This window comes from Paenarthrobacter aurescens (assembly GCF_025421775.1).
GTDB lineage: Bacteria > Actinomycetota > Actinomycetes > Actinomycetales > Micrococcaceae > Arthrobacter > Arthrobacter aurescens_B.
In genome coordinates this window covers 196,641-209,563 of sequence record NZ_JAOEFX010000008.1, presented here as the reverse complement: position 1 = coordinate 209,563, position 12,923 = coordinate 196,641, and the positions used below count along the sequence as shown (strand labels likewise).

Here is a 12,923-nt window from a genome sequence, read left to right as displayed (position 1 = left end):
CTACTTTCCGGCGGTACCGGCCTAGACGTTGAAGTCCATTCCGGCTTCCGCCAAATCCCCGCGGATGATTTCGATCTCGGCCGCGTCCGGCTCCACGAGGGGCAAACGGACAACCGAGTTGGGCAGGACTCCCTGCCACTTGAGAATCTGCTTGGCGGCTACTGCGCCCTGGACCCGCGTCATGGTTCCACGAACCACCGGTTCCAGTTCAAAGTTGATGGTCCTCGCTGTAGCGAGGTCGCTGGCGTTCACGGCGTCGATCAGGTCACGGAAGCGACGAGTGGCCACGTGGGTGGTGACGCCCACCAGGCCGACGGCGCCGAGGGCCATCCACTGGAGGGTCAGCCCATCATCGCCGGAGTAGAAGACCAGGTCCGTTTCAGCCATGACCCGGGTTGCGGCGGCGAAGTCCGCCTTGGCGTCCTTTACGGCCACGATGTTCTGGTGCTTCGCGAGGCCGATCATGGTTTCGGGAGCGATTGCGATGGAGGAACGGCCCGGGATGTCGTAGAGCATGACCGGCAGGTCCGTGGACGAGGCAATGGTCTCGAAGTGCGCCTTGACACCTGCCTGGCTGGGCTTGTTGTAGTAGGGGGTGACGATCAGGAGACCATCGACGCCTACCTCGGCCGCACGCTGCGAAAGGTGCACTGAGTGGGCGGTGTCATTGGTGCCGGTCCCGGCAATGATGGCAGCCTTGCCGCCGACGGCTTCTTTGACCGCCCGGAACATGCCAAGGTTTTCATCGTCCGTGAGGGTTGAAGTCTCTCCAGTGGTGCCGGTGACCACGAGTCCGTCGCAACCATCCTGGACAAGCTTCTCTGCAAGTGCGGCGGCTTGGTCGTAGTCCACCTTGCCGTCCTCGGTGAACGGGGTGACCATGGCGGTCAGCAGGGTACCAAGGGCGGGAACAGGGGCGCGCAAGTCAGACATAAGAAAAACGTTACCCTGTCGCGGGCTTGTTACAAGAATGGGTACCGCGTGATGGTCCTCATGCGCGGGGTCCGGACCTGTAACCATCGAGGCGGGACCGGTCCAGCGTCACCATCACGACCTCCGTTCCAGTGCCGGCCGCCTGGGCCAGCGCTGCACCGTCCGGACCCCAGGCTCCGCTGAACCCGCACGAGGCGCCCAACGGAGTGGCCCCGCCAAGGTTGGCCAGGAGCCCATACATCCGGTGGTCCATGGAACGGGCCCCCAAATGCAAGCCAAGCCGCAGTTCCTCGCCGCGTGAGTACAGCGCAGACACTGCATAGACATCGGCTCCCGCCTCGGCAGCAGCGCCGGCGTGGGTAGGATGAGCCGCGTCGGCGCAGACAGCGATCGCGACCCGCCATCCGTCAACATCGACTGCTTCAGGGCCGTCTCCGGGGACGAACAGTTGACGCTCCGCACCATGCAAATGCGTTTTGAAGACCGGCGTTACGGAACCGTCCGGGTCGATGACGAGCGAAGCAAGCCGGGGAGTCCGGCCGGACTCCCGCCATGCCGCTCCGATAATGGTGGTCGTTTTGGTGCGGACGCAGGCCTCTTGAAGTGGCTTGAGCCTCGTGTCACCGTCGCTCAGCCACGGAGTCGGCTGACCGGATGCGCCAAGCCCTTCGAAGGCTCCGAGGTCGTAGCCTGTCAGCGAGAGTTCGGGAAACAGCACCAACCGTGCACCAAGGGCATGGGCTTGCTCCACCAACACCACGTGGGCCACGACGTTCGCCTCTACGGCCACTCCCCCACCACCGGGCGTCAGGGCTTCGTATTGAACGACGGCGGCCCGCAAAGTTGCCGCGACCGTCGCCTCTTCGGCTGGTCCCGGCATGGTCACGGGGGCATGGGCTTGCAGCTGCGTCCAAGTCACCCGACCATCCTATTCCGCCGGGGGCTGCCTCCCATGAAGCTGGGCGATACCGGGGGTCCGCGCCGGCTGCTCTGAGCAGTACTGCGCCACCGCCCGCTCTTTGAGTTGCTCAGCCCACGAAACCAATCGCTGGGAGGCGCGAACATATTCGAACAGTTCCAGCGGTGTCAGGGATTCCAGGTCAGTCTCCGACAAGCGCCGGGCAAGTTCAGCTCCCGGCGGTTGCTCGGCCAGGACCGTGCCCTCGCGGCGCCACTGGGTGTCTTCGGGAGGTTCGCCCGCGACGAGTTGCCTGAACAGAAAGTCGACCACGCCGGGACTCATTGCTTTCATGGGTCCGGAAAGGCCTTCCGGCGACTTGGGAAGATCATTCATCCCGCTATGTTATTCGAACATATATTCGAAGACAAGGGCGTCGAAGCCCCAAGACCGGCGGCACGGTCAATTTCGTGCGTTTGGCGCCCGCCACCAACGCCTGCCATGCCCCGGGTGGAACATCGGCCTGTCACGGAATCCTGCGGTGGAACTTTACCGTTGCTTCCCAGCGGGCCATGAGACGATCGCTGCATGACTTCGCAAGAGACGGCGCCTCCGCGGAAAGCACCAGGCGGCGGCTCGGTTTCCGCCCGTCTCACGGGGATCGATGCAGCCAGGGGTGCGGCATTGCTGGGCATGATGTCCACGCACCTGATGCCGACATTCGGTCCCTCACCTCAGTGGGAGCCAACGTTCGTGGGCCTGGTGTTCTCCGGCCGGTCCGCGGCACTGTTTGCTGTCCTTGCCGGCATTGGACTGGCGCTGAGCACGGGAAAACAGGAGCCCCGCAGAGATGCCGAACTATGGGCGGCCAGAGGCGGCGTGGCCATGCGCGCCTTGGTGATCGCCGTCGTCGGCCTCACCCTGGGAGGCCTGGACGTCAACGTCGCCGTGATCCTGGTGCACTACGCCGTACTGTTCCTGTGCGTCCTGCCGTTCCTCGGCTTGCGGCTCAAGTCGCTCTGCGTCTGGGCGCTCGGGTGGATCCTTGTCTCGCCGGTACTGGCCTACTTGGTCCGGCCTTTGCTGCTCGATGCAGACCCGCCCCTGCAGTTGGGGCACAACCCGAACACCGAAGATCTTGGGACACCCGGACGCCTCTTGGCCGACCTGTTCTTCACGGGTTACTATCCCGTATTCCAGTGGATCTCATATCTCCTGATCGGACTGGTGATCGGGCGTTTGGCTTTAACCAAGGCCAAGGTGCAGCTCCTGCTGCTGGCCTGCGGATCCGTAGTGGCAATCCTGGCGAAACTCGTTGGCGTCCTCGCCATGAAGGTGTGGGGCGGGCAGGCCGCCCTGGAGGCACTCCCAGCCACGCGGGGGTACCCTCTGGACAGCATGCTCCAAGTGAATCTGACCGGCCTCCAGCAGGTGGACTCGTGGTGGTGGTTGGCCACGGCCGCCCCGCATGCCGGTACCACCCTTGACCTGCTGCACACCGGGGGTGTCGCCGCTGGAGTGGTAGGTCTCTTCCTCCTGCTCGGGAACTTGGCCGAACGCCTGAAAGTCAATTTCCTGATAGTGCTCAGCGGCCCGGGCGCCATGACGCTGACCCTCTACTCAGCCCACGTCTGGGTGATATCCGGGTTCACCAACCGGCCGCTGCCTCCCGGCTGGACCGACGAGGGCATGTATTGGGCACAGGCCTTCACTGCCATCGCCATTGGGGTCTGCTTTGCGTTGCTTCGGCGCCGCGGGCCACTTGAGTGGGTGGCCCACACGGCGTCGAGGCTGGGCAGCTACCGGCCCGCGGCTGTGGGCTGAGAACGGAAGAGCTTCACAGCGTCACGCATGGAGGCGCGGGCACGCTTGCGGTCTCCTGAAGCGTCATAGGCACAGCTCAGGCGGAACCAAGAGCGCCAATCCTCCGGCGCGGCTTCGGCTTCGGCACGGTACTTCTCGAACTCGGCGTCAGCGGCAGCGCGGACAATCCGCCCGCCGGGAGTGCGGGGCAGGGTGTCCTCGGGAAGCCCGCCTTCGGCCTCCAGAACCTTGGCCATTTGTTCGGTCCGGGCGCCGAAAAGCAATTCGCGGATGAGGGCCCACGCGCCGACGATGGGCAGGACCAAGTAAGCCGCTCCGATGCCCTTGGCCACCAGGTTGGGATCACCAAGCAGCAGGAAGGAACGCTGTACCGAGACCACCAGATACAGCACCAGCAGCAAGGTGATGGCGCCAACCCAGATTTTGGTGCGGTTCTTCTTCAGTGACGTCCAGAAGTTAGCCATGGCCTAGAGCCCCAGGTCCAAGTAGCCGTCCAAGCCCACAGTGAGGCCCGGGTTGGCTGCGACCTTGCGCAGACCCAGCAGAACGCCGGGCATGAAAGAGGCACGGTCAAAGGAATCGTGGCGCAGCGTCAGTTGTTCGCCAGGACCGCCGAAAAGCACTTCCTGGTGGGCAACCAGACCGCGGAGGCGGACGCTGTGCACACGGATCCCCTCCACGTCACAGCCTCGCGCGCCGTCCAACGACGTTTCGGTGGCGTCCGGGCTGGCCGGGACACCGGCTTCCTGCCTCGCTTCGGCAATCAACTGTGCCGTGCGTACTGCCGTGCCGGAGGGCGCATCCACCTTATTGGGGTGGTGCAGTTCGATGATTTCCACGGACTCGAAATACTGCGAAGCCTTGGCCGCGAACGCAGACGCCAGTACTGATCCAAGGGCAAAGTTCGGGGCGATCAGGACACCAGTGTCAGGCTTCTGCTCCAACAGCACACGCAGGGAATCCAGTCTGCCGGCGTCCCAACCAGTGGTGCCCACGACAGCGTGGATACCGTGCTCCACAGCGAAGCGGACGTTGGTCTCCGTGATGTCCGGGACGGTGAGGTCAACAACGTACTGCGCGCCGGCGTCGAGCAGGGTTTCCAAGGAATCGCCGCGGCCCAAAGCGGCCACGAGCTTCATGTCGGCAGCTGCTTCCACAGCCTTCACGGCTTCGATTCCCATGCGCCCGTTGGCGCCCAGCACTGCAACAGCAAGTTGTTCGGTCATGACATTAACCCTACCGCCGGGCCGGAGCCCGGCAGGAACCGTTACTCCGGCCTACTCCCCCGCGCCAACCCACTCCACGGTGCCGTCGGCGAAGAACTGTTCCTTCCAAATGGGGACCTGCTCTTTGACCCTGTCCACCAGTTCGGAGCAGACGGCGAACGCCTGTCCGCGGTGGGCAGCCGCTACGGCACACACCAGTGCGGGATCGCCGATTTCCAGCGTCCCGATACGGTGGGCCGCCCAGATGCGGACGGGTTGGTCGGCTTCGCCTGAGTGCTCGGCGACCAACTGCGCCACGACGTCGGACATGACCTGGTGTGCCGTGGGATGGGCGCTATAGCTGAGCCGGTCCACGGCCTTGCCGCCATCGTGGTTCCTTACGACGCCGCTGAAACTGACCACAGCACCGGCAGTATCCGATTCGACAGCCTTGATGGCTTGGTCAACGGAGATGGGCTCGGCGCTGAGGACGGCGCTGACTACTTCGAAGTCCGTTTCAATGCCCATGGCTTCCTTCCAATTGCTCGCACAGGTGCCCGATGACCGGGTCAAGGACGGCCAAACCGTCCATGACGCCTTTCGGAGATCCCGGCAGGTTGATGATAAACGTCTTTCCCGCGGCGCCGGCATGGCCCCGGCTCAGCATGGCCATGGGGGTCTTCACAGTGCCTGCGCGCCGGATCCCCTCCATGATGCCTGGAATCTCGCGGTCCAGGAGTGGAAGCGTCATCTCCGGGGTACGGTCGTCCGGGCTGAGGCCCGTGCCACCGCTGGTGATGACTACCGCTGGTTCCTGTGTCAGGAGTGCCCTCAGGGCAGCTCCCACCGGTTCACCGTCCGGCACCACCATGGTGGGAAACGTGTCGAAGCCGTGTTCGTTGAGCCAATCCAGGATGATTGGGCCCGTCTCATCGGCGTAGACCCCTGCTGCTGCCCGCGTAGACGCAATGACGATGCCGGCCTTACGCGGCCCGTGCGCGTTCGGCTCGCACGCGCTCATGCGCCGGCCTCCCCTTGTGCGCTCCCGGCGACGGCCCAATCGCCACTCTTTCCGCCGCTCTTGGCAAGCACCCGGATATCCGTCAACACGGCATGCTTGTCCACGGCTTTGATCATGTCGTAGACGCTCAAGGCCGCTACCGATGCCGCAGTCAACGCTTCCATTTCGACGCCGGTCACGCCCCGCGTCTTGACGGTCGCCAGAATTCCAACGGAGTCAGCCCCCAGTTCGAAATCCACGGTGACCTTTGAGATCGGCAACGGATGGCACAAGGGGATCAGCTCCGGGGTCTTCTTCGCAGCCATGATCCCCGCAACACGTGCCACGGCGAGCGCATCGCCCTTGGGCAACTCACCCGCACCCAGCAGGGCCAGCACTTCGGCTGTGCTGCGGACCGTGGCCGATGCTGTGGCTTCACGCGTGGTGACGGCTTTCCCAGATACGTCCACCATCTGCGCGGTGCCGTCCTGCCGGAGGTGGGTCAGGCCGTTGTGTTCTGTGGTCCCGGAAGTTTCATTCACAGCATCCATACTTCCACTTCGGCTCCTGCGGCGAGTTCCGTGACGCCGACGGGGATCTGGACCAACGCATTGGCTCGGGCCAAGGCATGGACCAGGTGCGAACCCGCACCACCTTCCATGCGCAGCATGCCGTCCGCGCCGACGCTGCCGCGTCGGACCTGGTGCTTGCCCTCGGGCGAGGTCAGTGGTTCGGCCAGGATCGCCGTCCGGACGGCCCGCAGCGCAGGCGTACCCATCACCTGTGAAAGGGCTGGCCGGAGGAACATTTCGAAGGACACCAGGCAACTGACGGGGTTCCCGGGAAAGCCAAGGAAGGGAACACCGTTGAACGTCCCCAGACCCTGCGGTCCGCCGGGCTGCATGGCCACAGGCAGGAAATCAACGGGATGGCCGGCCATGGCCTGGCGGACTACTTCGTAGGCACCCTTGCTGACGCCCCCGGTGGTGACCACGAGGTCAACGGGGTTGTCAGTATTACGGGTGTGGCGGTGAAGTTCGGTCAGCAGGCTTGCGGGATCGTCGTCGGAAATGCCTGTACGAACCACCCTCAGGCCAGCCTGCCGCATGGAGGCTTCGAGCAGTGTTCCGTTGGAGTCATAGATCTTCCCTGCCGAGAGTTCTTCTCCCGGCTCCACCACTTCGTCTCCAGTGGTAACCAGGAGGACCAGCAGCGGCTCACGGACGTCAACGGCCGTCAGGCCCAAGGCCGCCAATAAGCCAAGCTGCGCCGGTCCCAGCAGGGTACCGGCGGGCAGGGCAAGCGCACCCTTCTCGATGTCACTGCCCCGGTTCCGCACGTATGTACCGGGAGCGACGGCAGGAAGGTCCACGACCGCGTCCCTGGCTGTCGCGTCAGGAAATGCGTTCGGCGTCGCCTTCTCGATAGGTACGACGGCGTCAGCCCCGTCAGGGATCATCGCCCCGGTCATGATGGGGGCCGCGAAGCCGGACTTCAGAGCTGCCGGTTCGGCACCTGCCGGGACGGGCGCCGCTACCCAGAGCTCCGCGCCGTCGTCGGGAATATCCGCTGAACGGACGGCAAAGCCGTCCATCTGGGAATTGGCGAACGGCGGCAGCGAAAGCGGCGCATGGACATCGGCGGCGAGCGCCTTTCCCAGCGCTTCCAGCAACGGCAATCGGAGGCGGCCGTTGCTGGTGGTCGCGCCGGTCAGCAGTTCCACCACTGCCTGGCGGTGGGCTGCAACTGATCTGGGCACGGACATCCTCCTGTGTGGGCACGCTGGCAAACGGGGAATTCCCCGGACGTACCCAGACTAGGGCCTCAGCCCACCTTCACGCTGATGGTGTGGTACCCCGTGGCGCCGTCGGGAGCCACGGGGGCTTTGTCTTCAGTCTGGGGTTCGCCGGTGGAATCGGTGGCCCGCACTTGTACTTCATAGTCGCCTGGGGTGAGATCCATGCCGAGTTGCCACTGGCACCACGTGTCGGTGGATATGGAGCCCGCCAGGTTTGCCTGTTGCCAAGGACCGCGGTTGACCCGGAGCTCTACGCGGTTGACGCCCCGGTGTTGGGCCCAGGCAACACCACCGAATTGCACCTTGCCCGGTTGGACCGTCCGGCCGCTTCGGGGAACGTCGATGCGCGACTGCGTCTTGATGGGTCCGTGATCACTCCAGCCCCGGGGAGTCCAGTAGGCCGTGTCGTCGGCAAAGCGTGTGACTTTCAGTTCGGTCAACCACTTTGTGGCCGAGACGAATCCGTAAAGTCCTGGCACGATCATCCGCACAGGGAAGCCGTGCTCCAGCGGCAGTGGCTCACCGTTCATGCCGACGGCCAGCAGTGCGTCCCGGTCGTCAGTGAGTGCCTCCAAGGGGGTGCTGGCCGTCCAACCGTCATTACTGGTGGACAGCACCATGTCCGCGCCGGGCTTTGGGCCGGCCATCGCCAGCAGTTCGCGGACAGGCCAGCCGAGCCACAGGGCGTTGCCGATGAGGTCGCCGCCTACGTTGTTGGACACGCAGGCGATGGTGATGTGGCGCTCGGTCATCGGTTTGGCGAGAAGCGTGGCGAAGTCCAGTTCGATTTCCCGCTCCACCAAACCGGTGACCTTCAGCTTCCAGGCAGGTGGGTCGATGGCGGGAACCGTCAGGGCCGTGTCAATCCTGTAGAAGTCGGTATTCGGGGTCACCAAGGGGCTGATGCCGTCTACAGGGAGGGTCGCGCCTGCGGGGACGGGTTGGGGTGCTGTGGCGGGCTCAGGAAGCGTCATCGAACCGCGGAATCCTGAAGCCACGGCCGTCGCCCGGGTGAGGATGGCGGTAACGGTTCCTGCCACGACTGCGGCGATGGAAGTTCCGGCGAGCGCGTTCAGGAAGCTCCGCCGGGCAAGGGGCGCAGGATCATCGTCCTGTCGCGCCGGCCGTTCATCGGTCGGGGCCCAGGTTGCGAGCCGCCGGATCATAGCCCGCAACAACAGCATCGTGACAACTGCCGCGACGATCGGAGCAAGGGCGGCCTGCGGGCTTGCCTGCGCACGCGTCACGACGGCGGTCAGCCCCGCCGCTCCAGCCAGTCCTGCCAGTGCCAGCCCCCACCCGGTGCGGCGATGCTCCAGGACACCCGCGAGGGCCGCCAGAATCCCTGCGACCAACCCGATGGTCGCTACCAACACGATCTTGTCGGCCGTACCAAACAGTTGAACTGCCAGATCCTTCACACCCGGCGGCACGGCATCGATCACGGCTCCGCCAAGGGCCGTGACCGGCGAGACCAAAGGGCTCAGGAGACCGGCGGTCAGCTCTCCTGCGGCGATTCCGGCACCGCCCGATGCCACTCCAGCGGCTGCAGCCCAAAGTGTGGACCTCTTCAGAACCCGTCGCGGTCTGGCAACTCCGGGTCCCGGAGTGGCCAAGCCGGGATCCGGAGTGGCCAAGCCGGGATCCGGAGTGGCGAAGCCGGGATCCGGAGTGGCGAAGCCGGGATCCGACTTGTTCGTGCTGCCGGGAATGCTCATGATGCGCCTCCTGGGCGTTTGTCAGCTGAAGTCATGGGGGTGGGCGGCAGGGATGCTGCCGGAGGAAGGCTGGCTGGAGGCACCACGGCCGCGGGCACCACGGCCGAGGGCACCACGGCCGGGAGCGAACCTGCCGGAAGTGACAGGGCAAAACGGCAGCCGCCGTCGACGTTGTCCACGGCGACCGATCCCCCATGTGCCTTGACGATGCCCGCCACCATGCTCAGCCCGATGCCGGCGCCACTGTAGCTGCCCGGCAGCGCTTCGGCAGTGCCGCGGGCAGGGTCCTTCTGCCAGCCTGTCTCAAACAAGTGCGGACGGTCTTCGTCCGGGATGCCGCCGCACTGGTCCTGCACGGCAACCACGGCGTTTCCGTTATCCCTTCCCACGCTGACATGCACCTCGGTGCCAGGCCGGCTGTAGATGATGGCGTTGAGGAGTATGTTCCGCACAGCCCGGGCAACACTGGGGCCATCAGCGACGGCCATGCACTCACGGTCTCCGCCGCCGTCGAGTCTGATGCCGCGTTGAGCGGCCACGGGAGCCAGGTCCGAGAGCGCATCGCTGACGAGGTCATAAAGGTCCAGGGGTTCAGCGCGCAGACGGAGTGTGCCGGCCTGGATCTTGGACAGTTCCAGGAGGTCGTTGACCATGGCGGTCATTTGCTCGGTCTGCCCGATGATCTTCCGGTAATAGCCCGGCACATCGGATGCCATGCCATCTTCCAGTGCTTCGGTCATGGCACGCATGCTGGCCAAGGGGGTTCGGAGGTCGTGCGAAATCCACGACACAAGTTCACGCCGGGCAGTTTCGATGGCTGCTTCCCGCTCCCGGGACTCTGCAAGGCTCCGGCTGCTGGCCTCAAGTTCCTGGGCAAGTTCAGCGAGTTCGGACGTCATGGCTGGAGCGGTCCCCCGCCCCTCGCCCGTGGTGTGGTCCAGGGTTTCACCACGCCCGAGTCGACGGGCGGCGTCCACCAGGCGGGCAGCGTTACGGGAGACCCCGGCACCAAGCATGAGCGACAGTGCAACGGCTACGGCCGATGCCATGGCAAGGATGTACCACATGACCTCGAGGTCCCGCGCGGAGATGAACATCGCGTTGAAGGCACTGACCATGCCCGCCACAAGAACAGCAACAGTGGCCACCACGACCAGGCAGATCTGGGCGAGCACCGAGACCCTGCGAAGCAGGCGCAGGAGCACCAACGTGGCGGCACCGATGAGCACGGCCCAAAACAGGACCCAGGCGAGGATGGTCCAGAGCTCACTCCCCTCCACGGGCACTCTCCTTGGCATCGGCGAGGGCATCGAACCGGTAGCCGACACCCCACACGGTTTTGAGAAGCTCCGGCTTGGTGGGGTTGGCTTCGATCTTCTCCCGCAAACGGCGAACATGGACCGTCACCGTGGAAAGATCGCCGAAGTCCCATCCCCACACGGCCTTGATGAGTTCCTCCCGGCTGAAGACCTGGTTGGGCCTGCGCATCAGGAACGCCAGGAGATCGAATTCACGGACCGTGAGCGCCAAGGCCGCACCGTCATGGGCGACCGTCCGGGAGGCGGGGTCGAGCCAGAGGCCTGCGGCTTCCACAGGGGGCTCCGGCGCGAATTCCTTGACACTCCGGCGCAGCACAGACTTCACCCGAAGTACCAGCTCCCGCGGCGAGAAGGGTTTGGTGACGTAATCGTCCGCTCCCATCTCCAAGCCCAGGATCCGGTCATCTTCGGTTCCCAGCGCCGTGACCATGATGACTGGCACGCTCATGGTTTGGCGGAGCCGGCGGCACACCTCTACTCCGTCCAGTCCGGGCAACATCCGGTCCAGGATCACCAGGTCGGGTTGGCGCGACTCTGCGACCTTGAGGGCGGTGAAGCCATCCCCGGCCATATCCACCTGGAAACCTGCCTTCATCAGGTAGTCGCGGACAACGTCGGCGATGGTCTGCTCGTCCTCGACCAGGAGGATGCGACGATTGCCCGGCTCCGCTGGCGAAGTATTTGTGGTCACGCCTTCAGCATAGGTTTGCCGGCGGCGCCCGGCACCCGATCCGGGCCGCTGGAGCGCAAGTGTATGGAATCCGTAAGAACTGTGTGACTGTAATCGGTGTCACTGATCGAGCCATGGTGGCGTAGCCTGAATTCATGAGTGTTCAGCTTGGAATGCCGGTACCCCCTTCGGGCGGCGCCGTGGGGGGCGTCGCAGTACCGCCCCCGCGTCCGGCAGGGACGCCCGCAGGTTTGTGGGACCGTTATGGTCGCCGCGCAACGGACATGCGTCTGTCCCTCACGGACAAGTGCAATCTGCGCTGCACCTATTGCATGCCTGCCGAGGGGCTGGAATGGCTGTCGAAACAGGCAGTCATGACCAGGGACGAAATCATCCGCATCGTGCGTATCGGGGTCACCTCACTCGGCGTGCGGGAACTCCGCCTCACCGGTGGCGAACCGTTGGTCCGCGCGGACTTGGTGGACATCATTTCCGGCATTCGAAACAATCACCCGGACCTCCCCATCTCCATGACCACCAACGGCGTGGGACTGGACAAGAAGGCCGCAGCGCTGAAGGCCGCGGGCCTCACCCGGATCAACGTCTCCCTGGATTCCCTGCACGAAGAGACGTTCACCAAGCTCACGCGCCGCCCCTTCCTGGACCGCGTCCTGGCAGGCGTTGATGCCGCTTGGGCTGCCGGGCTGGGTCCGGTAAAACTGAACGCTGTCCTGATGCGTGGCATCAACGATGCCGAATCGCCGGACCTCTTGGCCTGGGCGTTGGGACGCGGCTACGAACTTCGCTTCATCGAGCAGATGCCCTTGGACGCCGATCACGGCTGGACCAGGCGCAACATGATCACTGCGGCAGAGATCCGGGAACTGCTCTCCCGCGACTTCGTGTTGGGCCACGACCCCCGCGAACGGGACGGCGCTCCTGCGGAGCGCTTTGAAGTACGACGCCGTGACGCGGCAACAGGAGTAGCCGCGGGGCCGGTCCTCGGTACAGTGGGCATCATCGCCTCCGTCACAGAGCCGTTCTGCTCCGATTGCCGCCGTACCCGCATCACCGCAGAGGGCAAGATCATGAGCTGTCTTTTCTCCCGCGAAGAATTCGATCTCCTGGGCCTCCTGCGGGAGGGTGCCACCGACGACGAACTGGCTTCGCGGTGGCAGGACGCCATGTGGGTCAAACCCAAAGCCCACGGCATGGACCACACCGGTCTTGGTGCAGCGGACTTCGTCCAGCCGGACCGCAGCATGAGCGCAATCGGAGGCTGAATCCTTGCTTGTCCGTTACTTCGCTGCCGCACGCTCTGCCGCAGGAGTTGAAGAGGAAAACCACCCACTGCCGGAAGGGACCAGCCTGGAAGCTCTGCTGGAAGCCGCCCTCGCCGTCGAACGCCCCCTGCCTCCCGAAGGAACCCCGACGCTGGCCCGGATCGTGGCGCGGAGCAGTTTCCTTCGCAATGAAGTGGCCGTGCGTGACCGTTCAGCTCCGCTCGGTGCGCAGGACGTCATCGACGTCCTGCCTCCCTTCGCCGGGGGCTAGGACC

General features: G+C 64.8%; 15 protein-coding genes. 3 read left to right on the top strand and 12 right to left on the bottom strand.

The features are described from left to right. Positions 1–21: 21 nt before the first annotated feature. From dapA to N7568_RS17530, 3 genes are read right to left on the bottom strand one after another with little or no spacing between them, the layout of a single operon-like run. Complete coding sequence (gene dapA, locus N7568_RS17540) at positions 22–933, bottom strand: 4-hydroxy-tetrahydrodipicolinate synthase (RefSeq protein ID WP_261611059.1); 912 nt, start codon at positions 931–933, stop codon at positions 22–24. Positions 934–991: 58 nt separating this feature from the next. Beyond that, positions 992–1,852, bottom strand: a complete 861-nt coding sequence (locus N7568_RS17535; protein WP_261611058.1) for a carbon-nitrogen hydrolase family protein — start codon at positions 1,850–1,852, stop codon at positions 992–994. A 9-nt stretch (positions 1,853–1,861) separates the two neighbouring features. Next, the gene (locus N7568_RS17530; protein ID WP_261611057.1) at positions 1,862–2,227 is read right to left on the bottom strand and encodes a hypothetical protein; all 366 of its coding nucleotides are present in this window, start codon (positions 2,225–2,227) and stop codon (positions 1,862–1,864) included. A gap of 192 nt (positions 2,228–2,419) precedes the next feature. Between N7568_RS17530 and N7568_RS17525 the strand changes: the two genes are divergently transcribed. After that, positions 2,420–3,655 (top strand): DUF1624 domain-containing protein, encoded by a 1,236-nt coding sequence (locus tag N7568_RS17525; protein ID WP_261611056.1) that lies wholly within the window; start codon positions 2,420–2,422, stop codon positions 3,653–3,655. Here the strand turns inward: N7568_RS17525 and N7568_RS17520 are convergent. From N7568_RS17520 to N7568_RS17480, 9 genes are read right to left on the bottom strand one after another with little or no spacing between them, the layout of a single operon-like run. Further along, positions 3,631–4,119: a hypothetical protein gene (locus N7568_RS17520; protein ID WP_261611055.1), complete on the bottom strand. Its 489-nt coding sequence runs from the start codon at positions 4,117–4,119 to the stop codon at positions 3,631–3,633. The genes N7568_RS17525 and N7568_RS17520 overlap by 25 nt on opposite strands. A gap of 3 nt (positions 4,120–4,122) precedes the next feature. Further along, positions 4,123–4,881, bottom strand: coding sequence for a 4-hydroxy-tetrahydrodipicolinate reductase (gene dapB, locus N7568_RS17515; RefSeq protein WP_261611054.1), 759 nt, complete (start codon positions 4,879–4,881; stop codon positions 4,123–4,125). Between the two features lie 51 nt (positions 4,882–4,932). Beyond that, the gene (locus N7568_RS17510) at positions 4,933–5,388 is read right to left on the bottom strand and encodes a molybdenum cofactor biosynthesis protein MoaE (protein WP_261611053.1); all 456 of its coding nucleotides are present in this window, start codon (positions 5,386–5,388) and stop codon (positions 4,933–4,935) included. Beyond that, on the bottom strand, positions 5,378–5,881 hold the full coding sequence (locus tag N7568_RS17505; RefSeq protein WP_261611052.1) for a MogA/MoaB family molybdenum cofactor biosynthesis protein: 504 nt from the start codon (positions 5,879–5,881) through the stop codon (positions 5,378–5,380). Before N7568_RS17505 ends, N7568_RS17510 begins: the two co-directional genes overlap by 11 nt. Then, positions 5,878–6,411 carry a cyclic pyranopterin monophosphate synthase MoaC gene (gene moaC, locus N7568_RS17500; protein WP_306422992.1) on the bottom strand — a complete coding sequence of 178 codons (534 nt, stop codon included), beginning with the start codon at positions 6,409–6,411 and terminating at the stop codon, positions 5,878–5,880. Before moaC ends, N7568_RS17505 begins: the two co-directional genes overlap by 4 nt. Then, positions 6,399–7,625 carry a molybdopterin molybdotransferase MoeA gene (locus N7568_RS17495; protein WP_261611051.1) on the bottom strand — a complete coding sequence of 409 codons (1,227 nt, stop codon included), beginning with the start codon at positions 7,623–7,625 and terminating at the stop codon, positions 6,399–6,401. Before N7568_RS17495 ends, moaC begins: the two co-directional genes overlap by 13 nt. A 59-nt stretch (positions 7,626–7,684) precedes the next feature. Further along, complete coding sequence (locus N7568_RS17490) at positions 7,685–9,376, bottom strand: molybdopterin-dependent oxidoreductase (protein WP_439898992.1); 1,692 nt, start codon at positions 9,374–9,376, stop codon at positions 7,685–7,687. Continuing rightward, positions 9,373–10,656, bottom strand: a complete 1,284-nt coding sequence (locus N7568_RS17485) for a sensor histidine kinase (RefSeq protein WP_261611050.1) — start codon at positions 10,654–10,656, stop codon at positions 9,373–9,375. The genes N7568_RS17490 and N7568_RS17485 overlap by 4 nt, the downstream gene beginning before the upstream one ends. After that, on the bottom strand, positions 10,643–11,386 hold the full coding sequence (locus tag N7568_RS17480) for a response regulator transcription factor (protein ID WP_261611049.1): 744 nt from the start codon (positions 11,384–11,386) through the stop codon (positions 10,643–10,645). Before N7568_RS17480 ends, N7568_RS17485 begins: the two co-directional genes overlap by 14 nt. Before the next feature lie 134 nt (positions 11,387–11,520). Here N7568_RS17480 and moaA point away from each other — a divergent pair, with 134 nt between their 5' ends. Further along, positions 11,521–12,648 carry a GTP 3',8-cyclase MoaA gene (gene moaA, locus N7568_RS17475; RefSeq protein ID WP_261611048.1) on the top strand — a complete coding sequence of 376 codons (1,128 nt, stop codon included), beginning with the start codon at positions 11,521–11,523 and terminating at the stop codon, positions 12,646–12,648. A gap of 4 nt (positions 12,649–12,652) precedes the next feature. Then, complete coding sequence (locus tag N7568_RS17470) at positions 12,653–12,919, top strand: MoaD/ThiS family protein (protein ID WP_261611047.1); 267 nt, start codon at positions 12,653–12,655, stop codon at positions 12,917–12,919. Positions 12,920–12,923 lie beyond the last annotated feature (4 nt).

Coding starts and splice junctions, on each gene's coding strand:
- N7568_RS17520 (WP_261611055.1), bottom strand. CDS start 4,119: ATGGCTAACTTCTGGACGTCACTGAAGAAGAACCGCACCAAAATCTGG.
- N7568_RS17490 (WP_439898992.1), bottom strand. CDS start 9,376: ATGAGCATTCCCGGCAGCACGAACAAGTCGGATCCCGGCTTCGCCACT.
- N7568_RS17495 (WP_261611051.1), bottom strand. CDS start 7,625: ATGTCCGTGCCCAGATCAGTTGCAGCCCACCGCCAGGCAGTGGTGGAA.
- dapA (WP_261611059.1), bottom strand. CDS start 933: ATGTCTGACTTGCGCGCCCCTGTTCCCGCCCTTGGTACCCTGCTGACC.
- moaA (WP_261611048.1), top strand. CDS start 11,521: ATGAGTGTTCAGCTTGGAATGCCGGTACCCCCTTCGGGCGGCGCCGTG.
- N7568_RS17530 (WP_261611057.1), bottom strand. CDS start 2,227: ATGAATGATCTTCCCAAGTCGCCGGAAGGCCTTTCCGGACCCATGAAA.
- dapB (WP_261611054.1), bottom strand. CDS start 4,881: ATGACCGAACAACTTGCTGTTGCAGTGCTGGGCGCCAACGGGCGCATG.
- N7568_RS17505 (WP_261611052.1), bottom strand. CDS start 5,881: ATGAGCGCGTGCGAGCCGAACGCGCACGGGCCGCGTAAGGCCGGCATC.
- moaC (WP_306422992.1), bottom strand. CDS start 6,411: ATGGATGCTGTGAATGAAACTTCCGGGACCACAGAACACAACGGCCTG.
- N7568_RS17510 (WP_261611053.1), bottom strand. CDS start 5,388: ATGGGCATTGAAACGGACTTCGAAGTAGTCAGCGCCGTCCTCAGCGCC.
- N7568_RS17525 (WP_261611056.1), top strand. CDS start 2,420: ATGACTTCGCAAGAGACGGCGCCTCCGCGGAAAGCACCAGGCGGCGGC.